At 61.4% G+C, this 23,478-nt stretch carries 26 protein-coding genes; 19 read left to right on the forward strand and 7 right to left on the reverse strand.

Features of this window, described 5'->3' with window-relative positions; genetic code table 11:
* The first annotated feature begins 196 nt into the window (after window positions 1-196).
* Window positions 197-2,734, forward strand: coding sequence for a cellulose binding domain-containing protein (locus tag RBA41_RS21655; protein ID WP_306626326.1), 2,538 nt, complete (start codon window positions 197-199; stop codon window positions 2,732-2,734).
* 84 nt (window positions 2,735-2,818) lie between these two features.
* Here RBA41_RS21655 and RBA41_RS21660 read toward each other — a convergent pair whose 3' ends face one another.
* A complete protein-coding gene (locus RBA41_RS21660; protein WP_306626327.1) occupies window positions 2,819-3,154 on the reverse strand; it encodes a TIGR02450 family Trp-rich protein in 336 nt (111 codons plus the stop codon).
* A gap of 72 nt (window positions 3,155-3,226) precedes the next feature.
* On the opposite strand from RBA41_RS21660, the gene accD reads away from it, so the two are divergent.
* From accD to RBA41_RS21695, 7 genes are all read left to right on the forward strand, one after another.
* On the forward strand, window positions 3,227-4,099 hold the full coding sequence (accD, locus tag RBA41_RS21665; protein WP_054263957.1) for an acetyl-CoA carboxylase, carboxyltransferase subunit beta: 873 nt from the start codon (window positions 3,227-3,229) through the stop codon (window positions 4,097-4,099).
* 111 nt (window positions 4,100-4,210) lie between these two features.
* Window positions 4,211-5,509, forward strand: a complete 1,299-nt coding sequence (folC, locus tag RBA41_RS21670; protein ID WP_306626328.1) for a bifunctional tetrahydrofolate synthase/dihydrofolate synthase — start codon at window positions 4,211-4,213, stop codon at window positions 5,507-5,509.
* Window positions 5,510-5,519: 10 nt separating this feature from the next.
* Window positions 5,520-6,578 carry an SPOR domain-containing protein gene (locus tag RBA41_RS21675; protein WP_306626329.1) on the forward strand — a complete coding sequence of 353 codons (1,059 nt, stop codon included), beginning with the start codon at window positions 5,520-5,522 and terminating at the stop codon, window positions 6,576-6,578.
* Between the two features lie 25 nt (window positions 6,579-6,603).
* Entirely contained in the window at window positions 6,604-7,089 is a 486-nt protein-coding gene (locus tag RBA41_RS21680) for a CvpA family protein (RefSeq protein WP_306626330.1), read from the forward strand.
* A gap of 41 nt (window positions 7,090-7,130) precedes the next feature.
* The gene (gene purF, locus RBA41_RS21685) at window positions 7,131-8,651 is read left to right on the forward strand and encodes an amidophosphoribosyltransferase (RefSeq protein ID WP_099876113.1); all 1,521 of its coding nucleotides are present in this window, start codon (window positions 7,131-7,133) and stop codon (window positions 8,649-8,651) included.
* Window positions 8,652-8,654: 3 nt separating this feature from the next.
* Window positions 8,655-9,893: a cystathionine gamma-synthase family protein gene (locus RBA41_RS21690; protein ID WP_306626331.1), complete on the forward strand. Its 1,239-nt coding sequence runs from the start codon at window positions 8,655-8,657 to the stop codon at window positions 9,891-9,893.
* A 94-nt stretch (window positions 9,894-9,987) separates the two neighbouring features.
* Window positions 9,988-10,713 carry a tetratricopeptide repeat protein gene (locus RBA41_RS21695; protein ID WP_306626332.1) on the forward strand — a complete coding sequence of 242 codons (726 nt, stop codon included), beginning with the start codon at window positions 9,988-9,990 and terminating at the stop codon, window positions 10,711-10,713.
* 34 nt (window positions 10,714-10,747) lie between these two features.
* Here the strand turns inward: RBA41_RS21695 and lexA are convergent, their stop codons facing one another.
* Complete coding sequence (gene lexA / locus RBA41_RS21700) at window positions 10,748-11,383, reverse strand: transcriptional repressor LexA (RefSeq protein WP_306626333.1); 636 nt, start codon at window positions 11,381-11,383, stop codon at window positions 10,748-10,750.
* A 132-nt stretch (window positions 11,384-11,515) separates the two neighbouring features.
* Between lexA and RBA41_RS21705 the strand changes: the two genes are divergently transcribed.
* The 9 genes from RBA41_RS21705 (at window position 11,516) to RBA41_RS21745 (ending at window position 17,395) form a co-directional block, all read left to right on the forward strand.
* Window positions 11,516-11,986, forward strand: coding sequence for a DUF29 domain-containing protein (locus RBA41_RS21705; protein ID WP_306626334.1), 471 nt, complete (start codon window positions 11,516-11,518; stop codon window positions 11,984-11,986).
* A 29-nt stretch (window positions 11,987-12,015) separates the two neighbouring features.
* Window positions 12,016-12,462: a DUF29 domain-containing protein gene (locus RBA41_RS21710; protein ID WP_306626335.1), complete on the forward strand. Its 447-nt coding sequence runs from the start codon at window positions 12,016-12,018 to the stop codon at window positions 12,460-12,462.
* A 138-nt stretch (window positions 12,463-12,600) separates the two neighbouring features.
* Window positions 12,601-13,005, forward strand: a complete 405-nt coding sequence (rpsF, locus tag RBA41_RS21715) for a 30S ribosomal protein S6 (RefSeq protein WP_054263949.1) — start codon at window positions 12,601-12,603, stop codon at window positions 13,003-13,005.
* A gap of 41 nt (window positions 13,006-13,046) precedes the next feature.
* Window positions 13,047-13,340 carry a primosomal replication protein N gene (priB, locus tag RBA41_RS21720; protein ID WP_054263948.1) on the forward strand — a complete coding sequence of 98 codons (294 nt, stop codon included), beginning with the start codon at window positions 13,047-13,049 and terminating at the stop codon, window positions 13,338-13,340.
* A gap of 34 nt (window positions 13,341-13,374) precedes the next feature.
* Window positions 13,375-13,665 carry a 30S ribosomal protein S18 gene (gene rpsR / locus RBA41_RS21725; RefSeq protein ID WP_008450941.1) on the forward strand — a complete coding sequence of 97 codons (291 nt, stop codon included), beginning with the start codon at window positions 13,375-13,377 and terminating at the stop codon, window positions 13,663-13,665.
* A 27-nt stretch (window positions 13,666-13,692) separates the two neighbouring features.
* On the forward strand, window positions 13,693-14,145 hold the full coding sequence (gene rplI / locus RBA41_RS21730) for a 50S ribosomal protein L9 (RefSeq protein WP_306626336.1): 453 nt from the start codon (window positions 13,693-13,695) through the stop codon (window positions 14,143-14,145).
* Between the two features lie 142 nt (window positions 14,146-14,287).
* A complete protein-coding gene (locus tag RBA41_RS21735) occupies window positions 14,288-15,673 on the forward strand; it encodes a replicative DNA helicase (protein WP_099876125.1) in 1,386 nt (461 codons plus the stop codon).
* 73 nt (window positions 15,674-15,746) lie between these two features.
* Entirely contained in the window at window positions 15,747-16,373 is a 627-nt protein-coding gene (locus tag RBA41_RS21740; RefSeq protein WP_099876127.1) for a DUF47 domain-containing protein, read from the forward strand.
* A gap of 11 nt (window positions 16,374-16,384) precedes the next feature.
* Window positions 16,385-17,395: an inorganic phosphate transporter gene (locus tag RBA41_RS21745; protein WP_099876129.1), complete on the forward strand. Its 1,011-nt coding sequence runs from the start codon at window positions 16,385-16,387 to the stop codon at window positions 17,393-17,395.
* A gap of 72 nt (window positions 17,396-17,467) precedes the next feature.
* On the opposite strand, the gene RBA41_RS21750 is transcribed toward RBA41_RS21745, so the two are convergent.
* Window positions 17,468-19,294 carry a GspE/PulE family protein gene (locus RBA41_RS21750; RefSeq protein ID WP_306626337.1) on the reverse strand — a complete coding sequence of 609 codons (1,827 nt, stop codon included), beginning with the start codon at window positions 19,292-19,294 and terminating at the stop codon, window positions 17,468-17,470.
* Window positions 19,295-19,364: 70 nt separating this feature from the next.
* Window positions 19,365-19,667 carry a hypothetical protein gene (locus tag RBA41_RS21755; RefSeq protein ID WP_306626387.1) on the reverse strand — a complete coding sequence of 101 codons (303 nt, stop codon included), beginning with the start codon at window positions 19,665-19,667 and terminating at the stop codon, window positions 19,365-19,367.
* A gap of 555 nt (window positions 19,668-20,222) precedes the next feature.
* On the opposite strand from RBA41_RS21755, the gene RBA41_RS21760 reads away from it, so the two are divergent.
* Window positions 20,223-21,143, forward strand: coding sequence for a hypothetical protein (locus RBA41_RS21760; RefSeq protein ID WP_306626338.1), 921 nt, complete (start codon window positions 20,223-20,225; stop codon window positions 21,141-21,143).
* Window positions 21,144-21,261: 118 nt separating this feature from the next.
* Here the strand turns inward: RBA41_RS21760 and RBA41_RS21765 are convergent, their stop codons facing one another.
* From RBA41_RS21765 to RBA41_RS21775, 3 genes are all read right to left on the reverse strand, one after another.
* Window positions 21,262-21,498 carry a hypothetical protein gene (locus RBA41_RS21765; protein WP_306626339.1) on the reverse strand — a complete coding sequence of 79 codons (237 nt, stop codon included), beginning with the start codon at window positions 21,496-21,498 and terminating at the stop codon, window positions 21,262-21,264.
* Between the two features lie 134 nt (window positions 21,499-21,632).
* Window positions 21,633-21,986, reverse strand: a complete 354-nt coding sequence (locus RBA41_RS21770) for a hypothetical protein (protein WP_306626340.1) — start codon at window positions 21,984-21,986, stop codon at window positions 21,633-21,635.
* A 136-nt stretch (window positions 21,987-22,122) separates the two neighbouring features.
* Window positions 22,123-22,443 carry an antibiotic biosynthesis monooxygenase family protein gene (locus RBA41_RS21775; RefSeq protein ID WP_306626341.1) on the reverse strand — a complete coding sequence of 107 codons (321 nt, stop codon included), beginning with the start codon at window positions 22,441-22,443 and terminating at the stop codon, window positions 22,123-22,125.
* A gap of 108 nt (window positions 22,444-22,551) precedes the next feature.
* On the opposite strand from RBA41_RS21775, the gene lepB reads away from it, so the two are divergent.
* Window positions 22,552-23,472, forward strand: a complete 921-nt coding sequence (lepB, locus tag RBA41_RS21780; protein ID WP_306626342.1) for a signal peptidase I — start codon at window positions 22,552-22,554, stop codon at window positions 23,470-23,472.
* The last annotated feature ends 6 nt before the right edge of the window (window positions 23,473-23,478 follow it).

The raw sequence follows: 23,478 nt of genomic DNA on the forward strand, positions 1-23,478 counted from the left end.
GGTCGTCGCCTTATTCCACGCAATCATCTCTTGCTTATGGGCTGTACTTTTTGCTTGTAAACCATGCAAATTCGTCCATTGTTTTGTCAAATGCTTTCAAAATAAAGATTGGACACCCGTACATACGGGGCATAGCATGCATTCGCTAACGTGTGCAAACGTTTTCATTTTCATGACAACTAGAAAAGCGAATCCCATGACCTTCATGCATCGACTCTCGACGATTGCCGCCGCGTGCGCTCTCTGCGCCGCCGCTTCCGCACCGGCCTCGGCCGCATCCGAAACTTACCAATGGAACAGTGTCGCCATGGGCGGCGGTGGTTTCGTCTCGGCGGTGATTCCGAGCAAGACGCAAAAAGGCCTGGCCTACGCCCGCACCGATGTCGGCGGCGCTTACCGCTGGGACAACAGCGCCGCGCGCTGGGTGCCGCTGATCGACTGGGCGTCGGAAGATGAAACCGGCCTGCTGGGCATCGAATCGATCGCCCTCGACCCGAAAAATGCCGCCAAGGTGTACATGCTGGCAGGCATCAGCTACTTCAACAACGGCAAGACCATGATCCTGCGTTCCTCGGATTACGGCAAAACCTTCATCAAGACCGATGTCACGGCCTTGTTCAAGGCGCACGGCAACGGCATGGGCCGCCAGACCGGCGAACGCCTGCAGGTCGATCCCGGTTCGAGCAACATCCTGTACGTGGGCACCCGCGCCAACGGCCTGTTCAAGAGCATCGACAGCGGCGCCACCTGGGCCCGCGTGGCCAGCCTGAACGTGACCACCACGCCCAATGAAAACGGCATCAGCTTCGTCTCGCTCGATCCGTCCAGCGTGGTGGGCGGCGTGGCCCAGCGCATCGTGGTGGGCGTGTCGCGCTTCGGCTACGTGGCCCCCAATCTGTACCGCAGCAACGATGGCGGCAAGACCTTCGCACCCGTCGCGGGCGCCCCGACCGACCTGATGCCGCAGCGCGTGGCGCGCGCCGGTGACGGCAAGCTGTACGTCACCTACGCCAACGGCGCCGGTCCGCACGGCCACTGGGCCCAGCCGGAACCGATGGACCGCGGCCAGATCTGGAAGTACAACGTGGGCACGGGCGCCTGGACCAATGTCACGCCGGCCGGCATCAGTTCTGCATTCAGCGGCATCAGCGTGGCGCCCGACAATCCGAACAACCTGGTGGCGTCGACCGTCAACACCTACCAGCAGCAGGGCAACGCCTGGGGCGACCGCATCTATACCTCGGCCAACGGCGGCGCCAGCTGGACCGACGTGATTGCCCGCGGCTTCGCCAAGGACAGCGCGGGCGTGTCCTGGGTCGGCGACAAGGCGATCCACTGGGCTGGCACGGTCGAGCTCGATCCTTTCGATACCAAGGCGGCGTGGGTGTCGTCCGGCAACGGCATCTTCAAGACCGCCAACATCAACGCGACCCCGGCCACCTGGACCTTCAACGTCGCCGGGCTGGAGGAAACCGTGCCGCTCAACCTGGTCAGCATCCCGGGCGGACCGCTGGTGTCGGCGATCGGCGACTACGATGGCTTCCGCCACACCGATCCGACCCGCTATGCGCCGATCCACACCCCATCGATCGGCAGCACCACCGGCCTCGACTTTGCCGCGCGCAAAACCTCGGTGCTGGCGCGCGCCGGCGGCAATGACAACCCGGGCATGTACTACTCGACCGACACCGGTGCCACCTGGAAGAAGAGTGCGGTGATGAACGGCAAGAACGGCCAGGTTGCGCTCTCGTCCGACGGCACCGTGTTGCTGCACAGCCCGGACAGTTCGGCCACCAGCTACCGCTCGACCGACTTCGGATCGAGCTGGACCGCCGTGAATGGCTTGAACGTGACCAGTGCGCGTCCGGTGGCCGATGCCGTCAACCCGCGCAAGTTTTACGCGTATGACAACGGGCGCATGTTCGTCAGTACCGACGGCGGCGTGTCGTTCGCGCCGAAAGCGAGCCTGCAGTCGGGCGGATCGAAGGTGATCCGCGCGGTGCCGAACCGCGAAGGCGAGCTGTGGGTGCCGCTGTATGGTGCGGGTCTGGCGCGCTCGACCGATTCGGGCGCCACCTTCAGCAGCATCGGCAGCGTCAGTTATGCCGCCGCGGTCGGTTTCGGTGCCGCCGCACCGGGCGCAAGCTTCCCGACGGTGTTTATCTGGGGTACGGTCGGCGGCGTGAAAGGCGTGCACCGCTCCGGCGATGCGGGCGCCACCTGGGCGCGCGTCAACGATGATGCTCACCAGTACGGCGGACCGGGCAACGGCCAGTTCGTCATCGGCGACATGAACCGTTACGGCGTTGTGTATATGAGTACCGCCGGACGCGGCATCGCCATGGGCGTGCCGGGCGGAACCACGACCCCGCCGATCGATCCGCCGCCACCGGTCGAACCGCCGCCAACGCCCACGCCGACCAGCCAGTGCGTGTATCAGGTGCGCAGCCAGTGGCCGGGTGGATTTAACGGGGCGGTGCAGATCACCAACCGCGGCACCAGCGCCATGAATGGCTGGAGCGTGAGCTGGACCTACCCGGATGGCTCGAAAGTGGCCAGCATGTGGAATGCGGTCCTGAGCGGCACCAATCCGTACACGGCGACCAACGTGGGCTGGAACGGGGTGATCCAGCCGGGCCAGACCGTCGAGTTCGGTTTCCAGGGCACCAGCGGCAGCGCGGGTACCCAGGTGCCGGTACTGGGCGGTACCGCTTGCGCCAAGGCAGCCAGGTAAGCGCTCACACCGTACCAGGCGGGCGCCAAGTGAGTATTCACTAGCGCCGCATGCAGCCGGGCCGGCGATCCGGCTGCGCTTTCCCTACAGCCAGCCCTGGCGCCACTGGGTTTCGTCGCGCAGCGTTTTCCAGGCGATGCGCCGCGTCTGCCGGCTGTGCACGGCATCGATATCGACCCACTCCACGGGCTCGCCGGGCTGCTCGGGCTCGATCACCTTGATCACGATAAAATGCTTCTCCTTGTTCACGGGAGCGAGCGCCGTCCATTTCGAAAGCAGTAATTTTTTAGGATGCAAGGGATTCATGCCAGGAGCATAGCGCATCGCACGCCTTCGCGCCGCACGGTGAACCGCGCTGATGAGTTGACGATCCAACACCCGTACCACGACCGAAAAGAATGTTAAAAAAGCAATTTTCATTCCGTTGTGTTCGACAAGCAGTGTCTTAACGGCTAAACTACCGACCACTAAGATGCCGCAGAAGGAGAATGTATGAGTTGGTTAGAGAAACTACTGCCCCCACGAATCCAGCGTTCCGACGCTGCCGCGCGCAAGACCATGCCCGAAGGCCTGTGGGTCAAGTGCCCCTCCTGCGAAGCCGTCCTGTACCGTACCGACCTCGAATCGAATCTTCACGTCTGCCCGAAGTGCAGCCACCACATGCGCATTCGCGCCCGCGAGCGCCTCGACGGCCTGCTCGACGAAGGCGGCCGCTATGAAATCGGCCAGGAAACCCTGCCGGTCGATACGCTCAAGTTCAAAGACAGCAAAAAATACCCCGACCGCCTGAAAGCGGCGATGGAAGCGACCGGCGAGACCGATGCGCTGATCGTCATGGGCGGCGCCATCATGAGCCTGCCGGTGGTGGTGGCCTGCTTCGAGTTCGAATTCATGGGCGGCTCCATGGGTTCCGTGGTCGGCGAGCGCTTCGTGCGCGGCGCCCAGATCGCGCTCGAACAAAAAGTGCCGTTCATCTGCATCACCGCCACCGGCGGCGCGCGCATGCAGGAAGGCTTGCTGTCGCTGATGCAAATGGCAAAAACCACGGCCATGCTGACCAAGCTGTCCGAGAAAAAGCTGCCGTTCATCAGTGTGCTGACCGATCCGACCATGGGCGGCGTATCGGCGTCGTTCGCTTTCATGGGCGACGTCGTCATCGCCGAGCCGAAAGCGCTGATCGGCTTTGCCGGCCCGCGCGTGATCGAGAACACCGTGCGCGAAAAGCTGCCTGAAGGCTTCCAGCGCGCCGAATTCCTGGTCACCAAGGGCGCTGTCGACATGATCGTCGACCGCCGCAAGATGCGCGAAGAAATCGCGCGCCTGCTCGCGTTGCTGCAAGACCAGGCGGTTGAAGTCCTGGCCTGATCGATTATTCTGACTGGTTCACGCCAGTCGTTTGGTTTTATCGCGGTTCATGGCGGACGGGCATGCGTGCCCGGCTTCCATGAGCCGCCGTTGTTTTTACAGGTTCATTCCATGTCCACTCTCCCCACCACCTTGCCCGACTGGCTGGCGCTGCTCGAATCGCGCCACGCCGAAGTCCACATCAACATGGGCCTCGAGCGCGTGCGCCAGGTCAAGGAGCGCCTCAATCTGGCGTTCAGCTGCCCGGTCATCATGGTGGCCGGTACCAACGGCAAGGGCTCGACCTGCTCGATGCTCGAAGCGATCCTGCTGCGCGCCGGCTACAAGGTGGGCCTGTACATCAAGCCGCACTTCCTCGACTTCAACGAACGCGCCCGCATCAATGGCGACATGGCGTCCGATGAAGCGCTCATCGCCAGCTTCAACGCCGTCGAAGCGCAGCGCGGCGACACCGACCTGACGTACTTCGAATTCACCACCCTGGCCATCATGCACCTGCTGGCCGGGTCGAAGCTCGACGTAGCGATCCTGGAAGTGGGCCTGGGCGGGCGCCTGGACGCGGTCAACGTGATCGATGCCGACGTGGCCATCGTCACCTCGATCGATATCGACCACACCGACTTCCTTGGCACCACGCGCGACGAAATCGGCTTCGAGAAAGCGGGCATTTTCCGGCCGGGCAAAGCGGCCATCTGCAGCGACCCGGTGCCGCCGCCGACCCTGATCGCGCACGCCGAGGCGATCGGCGCCGACCTGTGGCTGCTGGGGCGCGACTTCAATTATTCCGGCGACAAGCAGCAGTGGAACTACGGCGGGCGCGAACAGCGCCGCAATTCGCTGGCCTACCCGAGCCTGCGCGGCGCCAACCAGCTGCTCAACGCCTCGGCCGCGCTGGCCGCGCTCGAAGTGCTGCGCTTCGCGCTGCCGGTTGGGGCGCAGGAAGTGCGCACCGGGCTGGTGGTGGTCGAGCTGCCGGGGCGCTTCCAGGTGCTGCCGGGACGTCCGACCGTCATCCTCGACGTCGCCCATAATCCGCACGCGGCGTCGGCGCTGGCCCAGAACCTGGGCAACATGGGCTTTCATCCCTACACCTATGCCGTATTCGGCATCATGCAGGACAAGGACATCGATGGCGTTGTTGCCCCGATGGCGCAATATGTCGACCACTGGTGCGTGACCAACCTGCCATCGCCACGCGCGGCCGACCCGGAAACGCTGGCCGATACCCTGGCGGCGCTGCCGCCGGGCGACGCCAAACCGGGCGAACGCAGCGTCACAACCTTCGCCGATCCAGCCCAGGCTTTTGCAAATGCAATGAGTCGAGCCGGGGAGAATGATAGAATTGTGGTCTTTGGCTCCTTCTACACCGTCGCCGGTGTCATGGCTGCCCGAAAATCCTCACATCACTGAAGAAAAACGCATGGGCTTGTTCTCGTTCCTCAATAAAAACAAGCAAGAATCCACGGAAGATAGTGGCTATTATTCCAAGTCGGACGACGACAGCGTCGCCGCCCGTGCCCGTTCCAAGCGCGCATCTTCCGCCGGCGAACCCGCAGCCCGCCGCGGCAAGGACGCGCGCGCCGCTGCCGATCCCGTTCTGCCCGAGAAAAAGCGTGCGCGCCGCCGCCTGGTAGGCGCCGTCGCGCTGGCGCTCGGCGTGGCGGTCGGCTTGCCGATGGTGCTCGACTCCGAACCCAAGCCGCTGGCCGGCGACATCGATATCCGTATTCCCTCCAAGGACAAGGTCGCGCCGCAGGCGCAGCCGCGCGCCGTGGCTGCCGCCGATGCGCTCGACAAACGCGAAGAAATCATCGACGTGCCGCCAGTGCCAATGGTGACGCTGCCGAAAGAAAGGCCGGTGCCGAGGGATGAGATCAAACCCGAGGCCAAGCCCGTGGCGAAGCCCGAAATCAAGCCGGCGGTGAAGCCCGACGTCAAACCGGTCGTCAAGCCGGAACCGAAACCGGTCGTCAAGCCCGAGCCCAAGGTTGTGGTCAAGCCCGAGGCCAAGCCTGAGAAGCCGAAGCCGGAGCCGAAAGTCGCCGAGGTCAAGAACGTCGAGAAGGCGCCCGAAAAGCACGTCGAAAAAACGGTCGACAAGGCAGTCGAGAAGCCGGTTGAGAAACCGCTCGCCAAGGCGCCGCCCAAGGTCGAGGAAAAGGAAAAACCGGCCGTCAAGCCGCCGGTGCCGGAGGCCCAGCGCGCCATGTCCATCCTCGAAGGCAAGGCGCCCGAGAAAGCCGTCGACGAGAACCAGCGCTTCGTGGTGCAGGTCGCCGCGCTGGCCACGCAGGAAAAAGTCAACGAATTGCAGGCCAAATTGAGCGGCGCCGGCATCCGCTCGTTCACGCACAAGATACCGACCCAGTCGGGCGACCGGATTCGTGTGCAGGTGGGCCCGTTCAGCAAGGATGAAGCCGAAAAAGTGCGCGCCAAGTTAAGCAAGATGGGACTGTCGGGCATCATGGTCCCGGGCTGATGACATACGTTTGGGCTGACGCAAGGTGACGGAGTTCGATTATGTGGTGCTGGTGATCCTCATTTCCTCGGTGATCATCGGCACGTTGCGCGGCCTGGTCAAGGAAATCCTGTCGCTGATCAGCTGGGTGGTGGCCTTCGTCGTTGCCAACGCCTACGGCGCCCAGCTCGCGCCCATGTTGTCGGTGATCCCCGGCGAAACGGTGCGCCTGATGGTCGCCTTCGTGGCGCTGTTCCTCGGCACCCGCATCCTGATGGGACTGGTCATGATGGCGGTCGACCTGATGGTCAAGGCCACGGGACTGAGTCCGGCGAACCGCCTGCTGGGGGCCACGTTCGGCCTCGCGCGCGGGGTGGTGATCGTGCTGGCCGCCGTCATCTTGTGCGGCATGACCGACCTGCCCAAGCAGGCGTTCTGGACCAAGGCGGTATCGAGCCCCATGGCGGAAGAGGGCGCACGGATGGTAAAGACATTGTTGCCCGCTGATTTGGCGCGGCATGTTCAGTTTTGATATTTTTTAAAATCAGTAGGTCCAGTCTCTAGGAGCGCACCATGTGTGGCATCGTCGGCGTCGTCTCGAATAACCCCGTCAATCAAGTGCTGTATGACGCTTTGCTGCTGTTGCAGCACCGCGGTCAGGATGCGGCGGGGATCGCAACCAGTCATTCCAATATGTTTTCCATGCACAAGGCCAATGGCCTCGTGCGTGACGTTTTCCGCACGCGCAATATGCGTTCGCTGCAGGGGAACTCGGGCATCGGCCACTGCCGCTATCCGACCGCCGGTTCGTCCAGCGAGGAAGAAGCGCAGCCGTTCTACGTGAATGCGCCGTTCGGCATCACGCTCGCGCACAACGGCAACCTGACCAATCAGGAACAGCTCAAGTCCGAGATGTTCCGCAACGACCGCCGCCACATCAACACCGACTCCGATTCCGAAGTGCTGCTCAACGTGCTGGCGCATGAAATCCAGGAATCGACCACCGGCTTCACGCTCGATCCAGATTCCATCTTCAAGGCGGTGCAAGCGGTGCACCGGCGCGTGCGCGGCGCCTACGCCGTTGTCGCCCAGATCGCCGGCCACGGCCTGCTGGCCTTCCGCGATCCGTTCGGGATTCGTCCGCTGTGCATCGGCACCAACGAAACCGACAACGGCACCGAATACCTGGTGGCCAGCGAATCGGTGGCGCTGGAAGGCATGGGTTTCCGCTTCCTGCGCGATATCGCGCCGGGCGAAGCGGTGTTCATCGACATGGACATGAAGCTGCACGAACGCCAGTGCGCCGACAATCCGTCGCTCAACCCGTGCGCCTTCGAGTACGTGTACCTGGCCCGCCCGGATTCGATTCTCGACGGCGCCTCGGTCTACGCCACGCGCCTGAAAATGGGCGAGTACCTGGCCGACAAGGTGCGCCAGGAGTTCAAGTCGGGCGAGATCGACGTGGTCATGCCGATTCCCGATTCCTCGCGTCCTGCCGCGATCCAGCTGGCGCTCAAACTCGGTGTCGAGTACCGCGAAGGCTTCATCAAGAACCGCTACATCGGCCGCACCTTCCTGATGCCGGGCCAGGCGATCCGCCGCAAGTCGGTACGCCAGAAACTGAACGCGATCGGTTCCGAATTCAAGGGCAAGAACGTGCTGCTGGTCGACGACTCGATCGTGCGCGGCACCACCAGCCAGGAAATCGTGCAGATGGCGCGTGAAGCGGGCGCGCGCAACGTGTTCTTCGCGTCGGCCGCGCCTCCGGTGCTGTTCCCGAACGTGTACGGCATCGACATGCCGACCCGCGATGAACTGATCGCCTACGGCCGCAGCACCGAGGAAGTCTGCCGCGAGATCACGGCCGACGCCCTGGTGTACCAGGACGTCGATGCGCTCAAGCGCGCGATCTCGGACGTGAACCCGGCGTTGACCAGCTTCGAGGCATCCTGCTTCGACGGCGTGTACGTGACTGGCGACGTCACGCCCGCGTATCTGGACCGGCTGGAATTCGCGCGCCACAATCCGAAAGCCGCACCGGCCGAAGATGCGGCGCGCACCCAGCTGAACCTGAACCTGGCGACCGCCGAGTAACTGATGAGCGAGAAGAAAAGCTACGGCTTCACCACGACCATCCTGCACAACGACCGGCAAAAGCCGATCGAGCATGGGTCGCTGCACAAGCCGATTCACACCTCGGTGACCTTCGGCTACAACGACGCGCGCCAGCTGGCGTCGGTGTTCCAGGGGAAGGAGCCGGGCTTTCGCTACGGCCGCCAGGGCAATCCGACCATCTCCGCGCTCGAAGACAAGATCACGCAGATGGAAGACGGCGTATCGACCTTGTGCTTTGCGACCGGGATGGGGGCCATCGGCGCCGTGTTCCAGGCGCTGCTGCGCGCCGGCGACCACATTGTGTCGTCGTCGTTCTTGTTCGGGAACACCAACAGCCTGTGGCAAACGGCGGCCGGGCAGGGCGTCGAGGTGGCGTTTGCCGATGCGACCGACGTGGCCAACGTCGAAGCCGCGCTCACGCCGGCCACGCGCCTGGTGTTCGTCGAAACCATCGCCAACCCGCGCACGCAGGTGGCGGACCTGGCGCGCATCGGCCGGCTGTGCAGGGAACGCGGCATTCTGTTCGTGGTCGATAACACCATGACGTCGCCCTACCTGTTCCGGCCTAAAACGGTCGGTGCGGGGCTGGTGGTCAATGCGCTGACCAAGTCGATCGGAGGCCACGGCAATGCGCTTGGCGGCAGCCTGACCGATACCGGCGAATACGACTGGAGCGCGTTCCCGAACATTGCGGCCAACTACAAGCGCAATGCGCCGGCGCAGTGGGGCATGGCGCAGTTGCGCGCCAAGGCCCTGCGCGACTTCGGCGCCTCGCTGGCGCCGGAAGCGGCTCACCACATCGCGGTGGGGGCGGAAACGCTGGCGCTGCGCATGGAGCGCGCTTCGGCCAATGCGCTGGCAGTCGGGCGCATGCTCGAAGCCGACGCGCGCGTGGCGGCGGTGTATTACCCGGGCCTGGCATCGCATCCGCAGCACGCGCTGGCGAGCGATCTGTTCAAGGCTTACGGTTCGCTGTTGAGCTTTGAACTGAAAGACGGCATCGATTGCTTCGATTACCTCAATCGCCTCAAGCTCGGTATCTCCGCCAGTAACCTGGGCGATACGCGCACCCTGGTCATTCCCGTCTCGCACACCATCTTCTACGAGATGGGCGCCGAGCGGCGCGCCAGCATGGGCATCGCCGAATCGCTGATCCGGGTGTCGGTCGGCATCGAAGACACGGCTGACTTGCTCGACGACTTCCGCTCCGCGCTGGATTGAACGGGGCAGGACGGCGCGCGCCGCCCTGTCATGTCATCTGGTGACGATGCGGGTTTGTCCACATGGTTCGTACAAATACAAGGTCCTACACGCGATGAAGAAATACCTGTTCTGCCTGGGCTTGATGCTCGCCGGCGTGGCGCACGCGGACGAGCTGGCCAACGCCAACGCCCTGTTCGCGAAAAAGGCTTATCCGCAAGCGCTGCAGCTGTACACCAAGCTGGCCAACGCCGGCAACGCCGAAGCCCAGCTGCACATGGGCGAGATGTATTTTTACGGCGAGGCCGGCACGGTCGACCTGGCCAAGGCCGAAGCCTGGTTCAAGAAGTCCGCCGCCAAGGGTAACAAGACTGCGGCCGGCTCGCTGGAGATGATGAAAAAGCGCGATGCGCGCCGTGCCGACCTGGATTACTGGATCGGCAAATACGATGGCGCCGACCTGACAACGGGCCAGTTCCGTTGCCCGGCGCCGCGCATTCCGGCCATGTCGAAGCAGAACGAAGAAATCGAGAGCGTGTCGGCCAAGGTCGCGGCCTGGCAGGATTGCTACAACGGCTTCGTGCGCAACCTGAACGAGGCCAGCCCGCTGACCAAGCGCATTCCCAAGGATGTGGCCGACCTGCTGACCAAGGAAGAAACCGAGCAGTCGCGCGTGTATCTGGAAGGCGTGTATGCGGGCATCGCCGAAAACGCCAAGGTCTCGGCCAAGCTGGTGCTGGCCGACTTCGGCGCGTGGCGTGCCGCCACCGACGCCTACATCAAGGAACACAACCGCATCGTCACCGAAGCGGCGGCGACAGCGCCGCGCAAGGGCGACTAGGCGGCAAGGGCGCAGTGGAACCGCGCCCGCACGCTCAGTTCCAGCTGCGCATCAACCCTACCGCCAGGCCTTCAAGCGCGAACTCGTCGGTTGCGGGATCGACGTGGATCACCTTGAAGTCCGGATTTTCCGGCAGCAGTTCGATCAGCGAGCCGGTCTTTTTGTAGCGCTTGACGGTGACATCGTCACCGATGCGGGCCACCACGATCTGGCCATTCTTGGCGCTGTCGACCTTTTTGACGGCCAGCAGGTCGCCATCCATGATGCCGGCGTCGCGCATCGACCACCCACGCACCTTGAGCAGGAAATCGGGACGCGACGAAAACATCGCCGGGTCCACGCTGTAGGTCGCTTCCACATGCTCCTGCGCGAGGATGGGCGAACCGGCGGCCACGCGCCCGACCAGCGGCAGCGACATGAGCAGGTTCGGCGGCGGCATGGCAATGGCGTCGACGCTGGCGCCGATCAGGCGGATGCCGCGCGAGGTGCCGGGCGAAATTTCGATGGCGCCCTTGCGCGCGAGCGCCTGCAGATGCTCTTCGGCCGCGTTGGCCGACTTGAAGCCCAGTTCATTGGCGATCTCGGCACGGGTAGGAGGAAAGCCCGTGTTCTCGATCGCATCCTTGATCAGGTTGAGGATTTGTTCTTGCCTTGGAGTGAGCTTGATCATCGGTATGCGGGACTGTGTATATGGACAGACTGTATTTTTGTACAGTATTTCGCGCAATGCAAGGGTTAATTAGCCGAACAGGCGAATTATTTGCGATGGGCGCTGTCCAACAAGTAGCAGAGGAGGTGAGTCATGGATCGGCTTGAGGTTCCAAGGGTGGGTTATGAGGAAGATTTTGTGCTGTGGCTTGAGGATCAGGCGGAGTTGCTGCGTATGGGAAAGTTCGAGCTACTTGATGTCGACAACCTCATCGACGAGCTTGAAGGCGCAGTGCGTGCCGACCGGAGTGAGCTCGAGGGGCACCTTGAATATATCACTGCGTACTTGCTCAGTTTGCAGTTGCGGCCACGGTACAAGCCACGGCACTGGTGCATCAAGCTGAACGACGCCCGTTTTGGCGTGGAATTGCTGATTGCCGACAGTCCCAGTCTGGTTGCCGACATACCCGAACTAGCAGCGCGGCGCTATGCCGAAGCGCGCCGGCGTGCCGCTTGGGAAACACGCCTGCCGGAGTCCATCTTCCCGGCTGCGCTACCTTACAGTGCCGCGCAGCTGCTCGACGACGACTTCGTGCCGTCGTACTCGCCGGATGAGGGGCCGTGAACTGAAATACAGGGTAGAGGAGGCGGGTCATGGATCGACTCGGGGTGCCACTTGCTGACTACGACGATGATCTGATCCAATGGATCGATCAACAGGTGAGGCTGTTGCGCGCCAGGGACTTTGAACACCTTGATGTCGAACACCTTGTGGAGGAGTTTGAGGAAATGGTCGGCCGCAATCAAAGGGAATTGTGTAGCCGGCTGCACGTTCTGATCATGCGCCTGCTCAAGTGCCAGTATCAGCCGCGGCGCAAGTCGACGAGCTGGCTGGCGACCATCAACGAGCAGCGCCGCGCAATTGCTCGGCTGCTGGAGCGCAGTCCCAGCCTGAGCAGGGCGGTCGAGCGCATGGCACGACAAGAGTATGCGCACGCCGTGCGTAGCGCGGCCATCGAAACCCGGCTACCGAAAAGCGCTTTCCCGCCGGAGCCACCCTACACCCCGGCCCAACTGCTCGACGACGACTTCGTGCCATGAACGACGCGCAATCGCACAGCTTTCTCAATGCGCCCTTGATTGTTGCTCTATTTCACGCTATAATCGCCGGCTTTCCCTTCCCACACTCGTCTTGACGCCGAGGTGGGCATTTGTTTAAACGTCCCTAAGGAGTTATGCATGCGTCATTATGAAATCGTTTTTATCGTCCACCCGGACCAAAGCGAGCAAGTCCCGGCGATGATCGAACGCTACAAAGCCAGCGTAACCACGCGCGGCGGTTCGGTTCACCGTGTTGAAGACTGGGGCCGTCGTCAGATGGCTTACTCGATCCAGAAGCTGCCAAAAGCGCACTACATCTGCCTGAACATCGAATGCGACAACGAGACCCTCGTGGAACTCGAAACCGCGTTCAAATTCAATGATGCCGTGCTGCGTCACCTCACCGTTAAGATGAAGAAGGCTGAAACCGCGCCGTCGCCGATGATGAAATCGGTACAACGTGAAGACGCAGCCAAGAGCCACCGCACTGAAGCCCCTGCTCCTGCAGCCGCTCCAGCGCCAGCTCCAGCCGCAGCAGCGTAATTGTTGACCGGGATCCCTGAACCTGACTTGACCTCACCTCGGTGAATCAACTCCAGTTCGTAGCCCTGATTTGCGAGCGCGACGTATTGCGCTATACCCCGGCCGGCGTGCCGATCGTGACCGCCACACTGATGCACAGTTCGCAGCAGATGGAAGCAGGGGTAGCCAGGTTGGTCGAATTTGAAATCACCGCGCTTGCCGCGGGCGAGATTTCAGGTCGATTCAGCCAGGCCGAATTGGGCGCCGTGCATCAGTTCACGGGATTTTTGGCCAAGAAGAACCGCAGCAGCAAAAGCCTGGTGTTTCACATCATTGATTTCTGTGCCGCCGCCTGACGCGACAGCACATTTTTAGATACAGGAGCCTCAAATGGCATTCGGTAAAAAATTCGACAAGAACAAGCTCAAGCTTAAAGAAAAGCGCAAACAACAGAACCCACTGTTCAAGCGTAAGAAATTCTGCCGCTTCACCGCAGCAAACGTTGAACAGGTCGACTACAAAGACGTAGACACCCTGAAAGACTTCGTCCAGGAAAATGGCAAGATCATGCCAGCACGCCTGACCGGTACCAAAGCGCACTACCAGCGCCAGGTTGACACCGCAATCAAGCGCGCCCGCTACCTCGCGCTGCTGCCATACACCGATCTGCACCACGCTTAATCGCTGCGGATAAACTGGAGAAACTCTATGCAAATCATTCTGTTGGAAAAAGTTGTTAACGTCGGCAACCTGGGCGATGTTGTTAAAGTCAAAGACGGTTACGCACGTAACTTCCTGATCCCGCAACGCATGGCTCGCCGTGCTACCGCATCGGCTGTCGCTGAATTCGAAGTCAAGCGCGCCGAACTGGAAAAAGCAGCAGCTGAAAAGCTGGCCGCTTCCCAGGCTCAAGGCGACAAGCTGGGCGGCATGACCATCTCGATCGCTCAAAAAGCGGGCGTCGATGGCCGTCTGTTCGGTTCCGTGACCAACTTCGACATCGCTGAAGCGCTGACGAAAGCTGGCTTCGCTGTAGAAAAAGCGCAAGTGCGCATGCCTACCGGCCCGCTGAAAACGACAGGCGAACACGCTGTTGCAGTAGCCCTGCACACCGACGTCGTTGTCGAGATCACCATCGCTGTCGTTGGCGAAGCTGCCTAAGTCATACTGCCTCATATAGTTGCCTTGCAAGTATCATGCTTGCATAACAACCACAAAAAAGCCGGGTCTTCCCGGCTTTTTTTACGCCCAAAATCCCCCAATTATGTCAGCCAGTTGACCCGAAGCAGGTATAATTCGCGCCATGAACGCACCATCCGATCCGCAGCTCGACGCACTCCGCATCCCGCCCCATTCCATCGAAGCAGAACAATCTGTGATCGGTGGTTTGCTGCGCGATAACGCCGCGTTCGACCGCATTGCCGACATGATGCATGCGGACGACTTCTACCGCTACGATCACCGCATCATCTTCGAGCAGATCGTCAAGCTGATCAACCAGTCGAAACCGGCCGACGTGATCACCGTGTTCGAGGCGCTGACCAACATCGCCAAGGCCGAAGACGTGGGCGGCCTGCAGTACCTGAACGCGATGGCGCAGAACACGCCGTCGGCGGCCAACATCCGGCGCTACGCCGAGATCGTGCGCGACCGCGGCGTGCTGCGCAAACTGATCACCGTGGCCGACGAAATTTCGGGCAATGCGTTCAACCCGCAGGGCAAGGAAGTCAAGCAGATGCTCGACGAAGCCGAGTCCAAGATCTTCGCCATCGCCGAACAGGGCGCGCGCGGCTCGCAAGGCTGGATCGCGGTGCAGCCGCTGCTGACCCAGGTGGTCGAGCGCATCGATGAACTCTACAGCCGCGACAACCAGAGCGAAATCACGGGCGTGCCGACCGGCTTCATCGACCTTGACCGCATGACGTCCGGCCTGCAGCCGGGCGACCTGGTGATCGTGGCCGGCCGTCCGTCGATGGGCAAGACCGCGTTCTCGGTCAATATCGGCGAGAACGTGGCCATCGAAGCGGGCCTGCCGGTCGCGATCTTCTCGATGGAGATGGGCGGCGCCCAGCTGGCCATGCGTATGCTCGGTTCTGTCGGCCAGCTCGACCAGCACCGCCTGCGCACCGGCCGCCTGAACGACGAAGACTGGCCGCGCCTGACGCACGCGATCCAGAAAATGAACGACGCCCAGCTGTACATCGACGAGACCCCGGCCTTGAATCCGATCGAGCTGCGCGCGCGTTCGCGGCGCCTGTCGCGCCAGTGCGGCAAGCTTGGCCTGATCATCATCGACTACATCCAGCTCATGACCGGCAGCCAGCCGGGCGACAACCGCGCCTCGGAGATTTCCGAGATTTCGCGAAGCCTCAAGGGCCTGGCCAAGGAGCTGCACTGTCCCGTGATCGCCCTGTCGCAGTTGAACCGGTCGCTGGAACAACGCCCCAACAAACGCCCCATCATGTCCGACTTGCGCGAATCGGGCGCTATCGAGCAGGATGCGGACGTCATCATCTTCCTGTATCGCGATGAGGTCTACAACCCGGATTCGCCCGACAAGGGCACCGCGGAGATCATCATCGGCAAGCAGCGTAACGGCCCGATCGGCTCGATACGACTGACCTGGATCGGCCAGTACACCAAGTTCGGTAACTACAGCGGTAACCTGGCGGTCTACCAGGGCGACTAAATCACGATGCCGCCGCCATGAGCGGTGGCCTTCTGCAGTATCAATAACGCTTTAACGCTTTAACGGAGAAACCATGTTTGGACGCCTGATGCCCACCGAGGGCAAATTTTTTGAGCTCTTCAACCAGCACGCCGCACTGTGCGTGAAGGGCGCGCATGAAATGGTCGGCCTGATGACCAACTTCGACGACCTCGAAAACCGCGTCCATGCGATCGAAAGCATCGAGAAGCAAGCCGACAAGATCACCTACGCCACGGTCGACATGCTGCACAAGACCTTCATCACGCCGATCGACCGCGACGACATCCACAAGCTGATCACGCGCATGGACGACATCCTCGACCTGATGGAAGACGCGGCCCAGACGGTCTCGCTGTACGACCTGAAAGCGGTGACCCCGGAAGCGAAGCGCCTGGCCGAACTGTGCCTGGCCTGCTGCGAAAAAGTCGAGGCGGCCGTCGGCCTGCTGCACAACATGGACAACTCGCAAAAGATCGTCGCCATCTGCGAAGAGATCGACCGCCTGGAGTCCGATGCCGACCACGTGATGCGCGCCGCCATGTCGAAGCTGTTCCGCGATGAACCGGACGTGCGCAACCTGATCAAGCTCAAGGCCATCTACGAGATCCTCGAAACCGTGACCGACCGCTGCGAAGATGTTGCCAACATCATCGAAGGCATCATCGTCGAAAACGCGTAAGCGGCACGAGCATGGAACATATCCAAATCAGCATTTACGTGCTCGGCATGTTGATCGCCCTGGCATTGGTGTTCGACTTCATGAACGGCTTCCACGACGCGGCCAATGCCATTGCCACCGTCGTCTCGACGGGCGTGCTCAAGCCGCAGACCGCGGTGGCCATGGCCGCCGTGTTCAACTTCATGGCCATCGGCGTGGTCGGGCTGCACGTGGCCACCACCCTGAGCAAGGGCACCATCGACCCCAAGGTGGTGGACCATTACGTCATTTTCGGGGCCCTGGTCGGGGCCATCATCTGGAACCTGATCACCTGGTACTACGGCATTCCCTCGTCCTCCTCGCACGCGCTGATCGGCGGCCTGGTAGGCGCCGCGGTGGCCAAGTCGGGCACCGGCGCGCTGATCGGCGCGGGCTTGCTCAAGACCGTCATCTTCATCGTGGTGGCGCCGCTGCTCGGTTTTGCGCTCGGTTCGATCATCATGCTCATTGTCGCATGGGTATTCGTCAAGTCGACCCCGCGCAAGGTCGATACCTGGTTCCGCCGCCTGCAACTGGCATCGGCGGCGGCGTATAGCCTGGGCCACGGCGGCAACGACGCGCAAAAGACCATGGGCATCATCTGGATGCTGCTCATCGCCAGCGGCTACACCGACGCGGCCGACAAGGCGCCGCCGAGCTGGGTCATCATTTCGTGCTATGCGGCGATCAGTTTCGGTACGCTGTTCGGCGGCTGGCGCATCGTCAAGACCATGGGCCAGAAGATCACCAAGCTCAAACCGGTGGGCGGCTTTTGCGCCGAAACCGGCGGCGCGATCACCCTGATCCTGTCGAGCTATTTCGGCATTCCCGTCTCGACCACGCACACCATCACCGGCGCCATCGTCGGCGTGGGCTCGTCGCAGAAGATGTCGGCGGTGCGCTGGGGCGTGGCCGGCAATATCGTATGGGCCTGGGTTTTCACGATTCCGGCGTCGGCCTTCATGGCCGCGGTGGCGTGGTGGATCGGTACCCACATCATGTAAGCCAGGCACGCGCCTGACAAAGAACGCCGGTTGCGACCGGCGTTTTTTTTCGCGGTGCGCCGTGCCAGCGCGCTACCGAATGCAGACCTGGCGCACCGTGCGCAGGTCGGTGATGCCCAGCAGGACCTTCTCGATGCCATCCATTTTCAGGGTCAGCATGCCGTCGTCCAGGGCGGCGGCGAGCACGGTGGCGACCCGGCCGCGCTCCTGCAGCAGGCGCTTGATGCGGTCGGTGCCGATCATCAGTTCGTGCAGGCCGACCCGGCCCCGGTAGCCCTTGTTGCACTCGGCGCAGCCGCGCGCGCGGAACAAGGTGAAGTGGCCGTCGCTGCCGGCATGGCGCGCGCGCCAGCCGTCCAGCAGCGCGCTGCGCGCCTGCCCGGCCGCGCTGCCGGTACCGTGGGCGTGGGGCAGGTCGGCGCAGTACTCGGCGAGCAGCTGCGCCATCTCGGCGCCGTCCGGCCGGTAGGGCTCCTTGCATGCGCTGCACAGGCGCCTGGCCAGGCGCTGCGCCAGCACCCCGAGCAGCGCGTCGGCGAAGTTAAATGGGTCCATGCCCATGTCGAGCAGGCGCACGATCGATTCCGGCGCGCTGTTGGTGTGCAGCGTGGCCAGTACCAGGTGCCCGGTCAGCGACGCCTCGATGCCGATGCCGACAGTTTCGCGGTCGCGCATCTCGCCCACCATGATGACATCCGGGTCGGCCCGCAGGAAGGCCCGCATCACGGTCGCGAAATCGAGCCCCGCCTTGCGGTTGACCTGCACCTGGCGCAGCCCTTTCTGCGTGATCTCGACCGGGTCTTCGGCGGTCCAGATCTTGGTGTCGGGCGTATTCAGGTAGGCCAGCAGGGAGTGCAGGGTGGTGGTCTTGCCCGAGCCGGTGGGCCCGCATACGAAGAACAGGCCGTGCGGCTTGTCGACCGCCGCCCGCAGGCGCGCCAGGTTATGCGGCAGCACGCCCAACTGGTCGAGCGCCATGGCGTCGCCGGCCGGCAGGATGCGCATGACGATATCCTCCACGCCGCCGGCCGAGGGAATCGTGGCCACGCGCAGTTCGATGTCGAGGGGGCCGTATTTTTTGAACTTGATCTTGCCGTCCTGCGGCTTGCGCCGCTCCGAGGTGTCGAGGTCGCACATGATCTTCACGCGGGCGACGAGCGCATTGCGGTAGCTGGCCGGGATGTCGATGTAGGGCACCAGCGCGCCATCTTTGCGAAAGCGGATCGCGGTGCGCCCGTTGCCGGGCAGCGGCTCGATATGGATGTCGGAGACGCCCTGGCGGCTGGCATCCATGATCACCTTGTTGACCAGCTTGACCAGTTCATTCTCGACCGCCTGCGACACCGGCTGCACGGCCTCGCCGTCGCTGTCGTCGTGCGCCATGCCCGACAAGACCTCGCGCAGCGAACTGCCGTCGCTGCGCGCGGTGGTGCCGAAGAACTGGTCCAGCGTCTGCCGGAATTCGGCGCGCGTGGTCACGCACCAGGCCAGCGTCGACTTGGGGAAGACCTGGTTGACGATGCGGCTGGCGCGCACCCGCTCCGGGTCGAGCGCGAGCACCAGCAGCCCGTCCTTGTCTTCGTCGAGCGGCAGCCACTGGTTTTCTTCGACATACTGGGCCTTGAGGTTGCGCAGCAAGAAGGCGGGCTTCATGCGGCCCGGCTGAAACGGCTCGTACGGCACCTTGAAGTGGCGCGCCAGTGCCTGTCCGATGGCCGCCAGCGGCACCTGAAAGTCCATGACCAGCACTTCCTCGATGTCGAGCAGTTGAGCATGGGCCGCGTGGCGCGCGCGTTCGAGCTCGGCGGCGGACAGCAGCGCGTCCGTTACCAGCGCCTCGTACTTGGTATGCGATTGCATGCGGTTCCCGTCGTCGTGGTCGGCGAAAACCATCATCATGTGGATTTTTTGACAACGCCAGCTTGATCCCCCTCACGTGTGCCGGCGGAACCGGAAGGGCGGCGCCGTGTCAGTCAGGAACGAGCAAGTCGTGCGCGTCGAGGATGGCGTAGAAAATTTCGGGATGCCGGTCGAGGCAGCGCCGGATGGCGGTCGGGACCGCCTGGCGGGTCTTGCGGCGCAGGCCCGGCCATTCGGCGAGCACGATGCTCAGGCCGTCCTTGCCGGAAAGCACGCCGGACCAGATATCCCGGCGTCTTTTGCACTGCTGCTCATGAGCGAATCGGAGGGGCAACGTTGTTCCAGTAGACCTCTTCGGTAGCCAGCCCAGGCGCGCCTTCGTGAAGCGAAGCTTTTTGAAGAGCAGCGTCACTGCTGCTTCGATATTTTTAATCTACGCAGGGATTGTTTCGTCGTTATCAACTCGGCCAGACGTTAGCCAAAAACAAACCGCGCACTTATGCATTGGATACATAGAAAGATACACAGTGTCTCGTACGCCAGGCACCTCGCCCTTAGCCAACCTCATCGGTTTTAGCAGTTCAGCCCGTGCAAAATAATTCGCGAGAGAATTCAGATTGCGAACCAAAATTAAACAGGCGAAGCCGCGCTCGCGGCCACTAATTTCGCGATATAAATTTACTGGAAAAAATTCTGCCGTTAATTAAGGCTAGCTCAAGTTAAATAAACAAAAAATGCCTCATTTTTGAGGTTTTTTGTCCTTGGTTCTGTTGGACAGGCGTACATTCAGCTAGTAGTATTTACTCCGTCGCACAAAAAACCGCCAATTGCATATAAGTAAGGCATCGAAAGGGAGGCTCAGGTATGCCAACAATTTTAGTGGCCTGCGTGTTCGCTCTAGCCACCTCTTCCGCACATTCCGGGCCAGGTCAGCAGTCCGACGCGGACGACAAACAGGTATTAAATCATGGAAATGTTAATTTTGACAAAGATTGTTGCCGTGTTATCGGTGCTCCTATACTGTTCGCTGAGTTATGCAGGAATTCCTACGTCACAGCGGCTGCAAATTTTTATCGCGAAAACCGATGCGATTTCAATAAGCGGCAAACCGACTGCGGAAAGAGCTAAATTAGTCTATGCGGAGTACATAAAAAATTTCGCGGCTGATGCGACGGCTATACGTGATGACGAGCTAGCCGAATTTTTCGAGGCAACGCAGCAGATGATGTTCTATACGCTAGACAAGTCCCAATTACCTTCATTTGAAAGAATGTTCGCTCGCTTAGTTGACACAGATAAGGCAACATCGGAACAATACGGAAAGTTATTGCAGATGTATTACGCTCTGCGCGAGTTCGAGAAAGCAAATACTTTTTTAAGGCGATACAGCCAAAAGCCCTCATCGGGGGAGGCAATTAAGATAAGTGACCTTACAAGCCCGTTGGCGCCGCGAACCGGCTGGGTTTTGCGGGATAACCGCAGCTTGACTCGGCTAGATTTGGATTTGAATTCCGGGAGGCATCTTGTTATCATTATCTCCCCTTATTGCCCCTTCGCAATCAAGGCTCTGTCGGCAATTGAGAGTGATTCCACGCTAGCACCTTTGCTACGTCGGCAGGTAACGGTTATGGTAATGCAGGATTTCAATTTCTTTTACGATAAATATGCTCACTGGAACCAAGTGCACCTGCTACTTCCTCTTGTCTTAACGCATAGCCGCGAGGAGTGGCCTGAAGTGTCCCATTGGGTATCGCCTCTTTTTTTGTTTTTCCGCGATGGTAAGCTGGAGTCTAAATTTTCAGGATGGCCATCCGATGAAGATTTGGATAAGGTGTATAGAGGGTTGGGACTCACTTTTTCGTCCGCGAAAGCTATCACAAAGGAATAGCTCATTCAGGACCCCGTCCGCAACTCAACATATTACTTCAGATGTTTGCCTGAAGGGCCATGCCAGCATCGCAATGGCTATGACCCGAATCCACCCAAGTCAAGGATTTCGTCCGTGCTCAACATGGCTTTTGAGCCAGGTGTTTATGAGGTTTCGGTTTGGGTTTCCGCGGCTTTGACAGGTTTTCTCGATGGAGGTAGGTCTGTTTCGCAATCAGGTTCAGCACCTCGCGCAAGCGCCTGGCGACCATTTTCCCGAGCAGCAGGGCCGGCATCACAGGTTTGAACGCAGTGTCCGCGTAGGGATGGTTGATGTGGTCGATTTCGCGCAGGGTCGCCTGCTCATAGGCGGTCAACGACCAGGGTCTGCAAATTGTCGCACATGATTTTGGGGGCGACATCCTGTACCACGGCCTGCTGGGACAGGCCGGAAACATGCTTAAGATTGAGGCGCTGCTTGAGCCGGCGGAACCGGCAGGGCAGTGCTGTGTCAGTCAGGACCAAGCAAGTCGTGCGCGTCTAGGATGGCGTAGATAATTTCCGGATGCCGGTCGAGGCAGCGCCGGATGGCGGTCGGGACCGCCTGGCGGGTCTTGCGGCACAGGCCCGGCCGTTCGGCGAGCACGATGCTCAGGCCGCGCGCGCTGCGCACCTCATTGTTGCTTGGCGTGATGTGCAGCACTACGCCGAGCTGGCCGTACAGGCGCTCGGCCAGCTTGTTCAGGTCCTCGTAGGTGGCCATATTGTCGATGTGTGCGAGCAGCTTCTTTTCTTCTTCGCGCGTCAGGCGCAGGATGCGCGTGTCGCTGTCGGCATCGGCCAGCAAGGTCTCGCGCTGGCACACGCAGGCGCCTGGCGGACATTCTGTTCGGATCGGGAAGGGAAATGCCTGGAGCATCGTCATCAATCGCGGCAGCGGTGGGGCACGGCGGAATCACAGGGTAGCGCCGGAGCGGTGGGGCTGTCAATCGCGCGCGCTGTCAGGCTGGTTTCACCCGGTGGCCCAGGTCTTCGTTGCCATACGTGCGCACTACCTCCGAAATCACCACGTGATAGCCGTCCAGCCATCGGGCCTGAGCCGCCTTGGCTTGCAGATGCGCCGGGTGTTGCATCAGCGCCTGCAGCGCTTCCAGGCTCTCCCAGTAATACACGTTGGAAAACAGGCCGGTCGCGCGATTTTCCCACGCCTCTTCCCCCAGATAGCCGGGCAGCGCCTTGGCGGCGTCGGCGATGAGTTTATCGAGCTGGTGGAATTCTTCGTCGAGATGTTTGGTGCCGAAGATAAAAGTGGAGGAGTACATGGCCTTGATGGTGAATGAGTGAGCTGCGATTGTGCCATGTTGGTATCGATATTGCTGGCCAATCATAATTGCATGAGAGAATGCCGCACATTGTCGTGAACGAATGCCGTGAACTGGAAGCCGAACAAGTGGATCGCCACTGCCCTGAACATCTTTTTCTCTCCGCTCGGCTTGGTGTACGCCGGCGCGCCGCGCCTGGCCGCGCTGGTGTTCGGCGGTGCCCTGCTGCTGATGTGCGCCATTTTCTTCCTGCTGCCCGGACCTCTTTCCGCCACCGTCATGGTGGCGTTCCAGGTGGCGCTGGCGGTGCTGTGCATGAGCGCCGCCTACCTGATTGCCGCGCGCGCGCCGGTGCGCGCGGTCAGGCCCGTGTCCACGCGCTGGCATGTCCTGCTGGCGATCATGCTGACGTATTTCACCACTGTCGTCGGCCTGCGCGCCTTCTTTTACGAGACCTTTCGCGCGCCGTCCACGTCGATGGCGCCAGCCATTGAATCGGGTGCCCATCTGCTCGTGCAGAAATGGGGCTACGGGCATGCCAGCACCTTCGGGATCACCTTCGCATCGCGTCCGATTTCTGCGCCAATGACGCGGGGCGATCTGATCGTGTTCGATTTTTCGCTTGATCCGAGCCAGCAATACATCAAGCGCCTGGTAGGCCTGCCGGGCGATAAAGTCGCGTACCGCGACCGCCAGCTCTTCATCAACGGCGCTGCCACGCGGGTGCGCGAGCTCGAAGCCTATCTGGACCCGGAACAACTGGTGGCCTTCCAGCGCTTCGAAGAGCAACTCGGCAATGTGCGCTTTCAAATCTTGCTGCGCACGGGCGAGGCCCGCAGTATCAAAGAGCCCGATGATTTCGCGTTCAAAGAAAACTGCGTTCACGAAGCCATGGCGATGCAATGCGAGGTCCCGCCCGGTCACTACTTCGTCATGGGCGACAATCGCGATAACAGTTACGACAGCCGCTATTGGGGCTTTGTCCGCGCCAACCAGGTGGTCGGCAAGGTGGTGCGCATCATGCAGTAAGGCGCC

Origin of the sequence: Massilia scottii, from assembly GCF_030846495.1 — a bacterium.
Lineage (GTDB): Bacteria > Pseudomonadota > Gammaproteobacteria > Burkholderiales > Burkholderiaceae_D > Telluria_A > Telluria_A violaceinigra.

Coding starts and splice junctions, on each gene's coding strand:
- RBA41_RS21655 (WP_306626326.1), top strand. CDS start 197: ATGACCTTCATGCATCGACTCTCGACGATTGCCGCCGCGTGCGCTCTC.
- RBA41_RS21660 (WP_306626327.1), bottom strand. CDS start 3,154: ATGAAAATTGCTTTTTTAACATTCTTTTCGGTCGTGGTACGGGTGTTG.
- accD (WP_054263957.1), top strand. CDS start 3,227: ATGAGTTGGTTAGAGAAACTACTGCCCCCACGAATCCAGCGTTCCGAC.
- folC (WP_306626328.1), top strand. CDS start 4,211: ATGTCCACTCTCCCCACCACCTTGCCCGACTGGCTGGCGCTGCTCGAA.
- RBA41_RS21675 (WP_306626329.1), top strand. CDS start 5,520: ATGGGCTTGTTCTCGTTCCTCAATAAAAACAAGCAAGAATCCACGGAA.
- purF (WP_099876113.1), top strand. CDS start 7,131: ATGTGTGGCATCGTCGGCGTCGTCTCGAATAACCCCGTCAATCAAGTG.
- RBA41_RS21690 (WP_306626331.1), top strand. CDS start 8,655: ATGAGCGAGAAGAAAAGCTACGGCTTCACCACGACCATCCTGCACAAC.
- RBA41_RS21695 (WP_306626332.1), top strand. CDS start 9,988: ATGAAGAAATACCTGTTCTGCCTGGGCTTGATGCTCGCCGGCGTGGCG.
- lexA (WP_306626333.1), bottom strand. CDS start 11,383: ATGATCAAGCTCACTCCAAGGCAAGAACAAATCCTCAACCTGATCAAG.
- RBA41_RS21705 (WP_306626334.1), top strand. CDS start 11,516: ATGGATCGGCTTGAGGTTCCAAGGGTGGGTTATGAGGAAGATTTTGTG.
- RBA41_RS21710 (WP_306626335.1), top strand. CDS start 12,016: ATGGATCGACTCGGGGTGCCACTTGCTGACTACGACGATGATCTGATC.
- rpsF (WP_054263949.1), top strand. CDS start 12,601: ATGCGTCATTATGAAATCGTTTTTATCGTCCACCCGGACCAAAGCGAG.
- rpsR (WP_008450941.1), top strand. CDS start 13,375: ATGGCATTCGGTAAAAAATTCGACAAGAACAAGCTCAAGCTTAAAGAA.
- rplI (WP_306626336.1), top strand. CDS start 13,693: ATGCAAATCATTCTGTTGGAAAAAGTTGTTAACGTCGGCAACCTGGGC.
- RBA41_RS21735 (WP_099876125.1), top strand. CDS start 14,288: ATGAACGCACCATCCGATCCGCAGCTCGACGCACTCCGCATCCCGCCC.
- RBA41_RS21740 (WP_099876127.1), top strand. CDS start 15,747: ATGTTTGGACGCCTGATGCCCACCGAGGGCAAATTTTTTGAGCTCTTC.
- RBA41_RS21745 (WP_099876129.1), top strand. CDS start 16,385: ATGGAACATATCCAAATCAGCATTTACGTGCTCGGCATGTTGATCGCC.
- RBA41_RS21750 (WP_306626337.1), bottom strand. CDS start 19,294: ATGATGATGGTTTTCGCCGACCACGACGACGGGAACCGCATGCAATCG.
- RBA41_RS21760 (WP_306626338.1), top strand. CDS start 20,223: ATGGAAATGTTAATTTTGACAAAGATTGTTGCCGTGTTATCGGTGCTC.
- RBA41_RS21775 (WP_306626341.1), bottom strand. CDS start 22,443: ATGTACTCCTCCACTTTTATCTTCGGCACCAAACATCTCGACGAAGAA.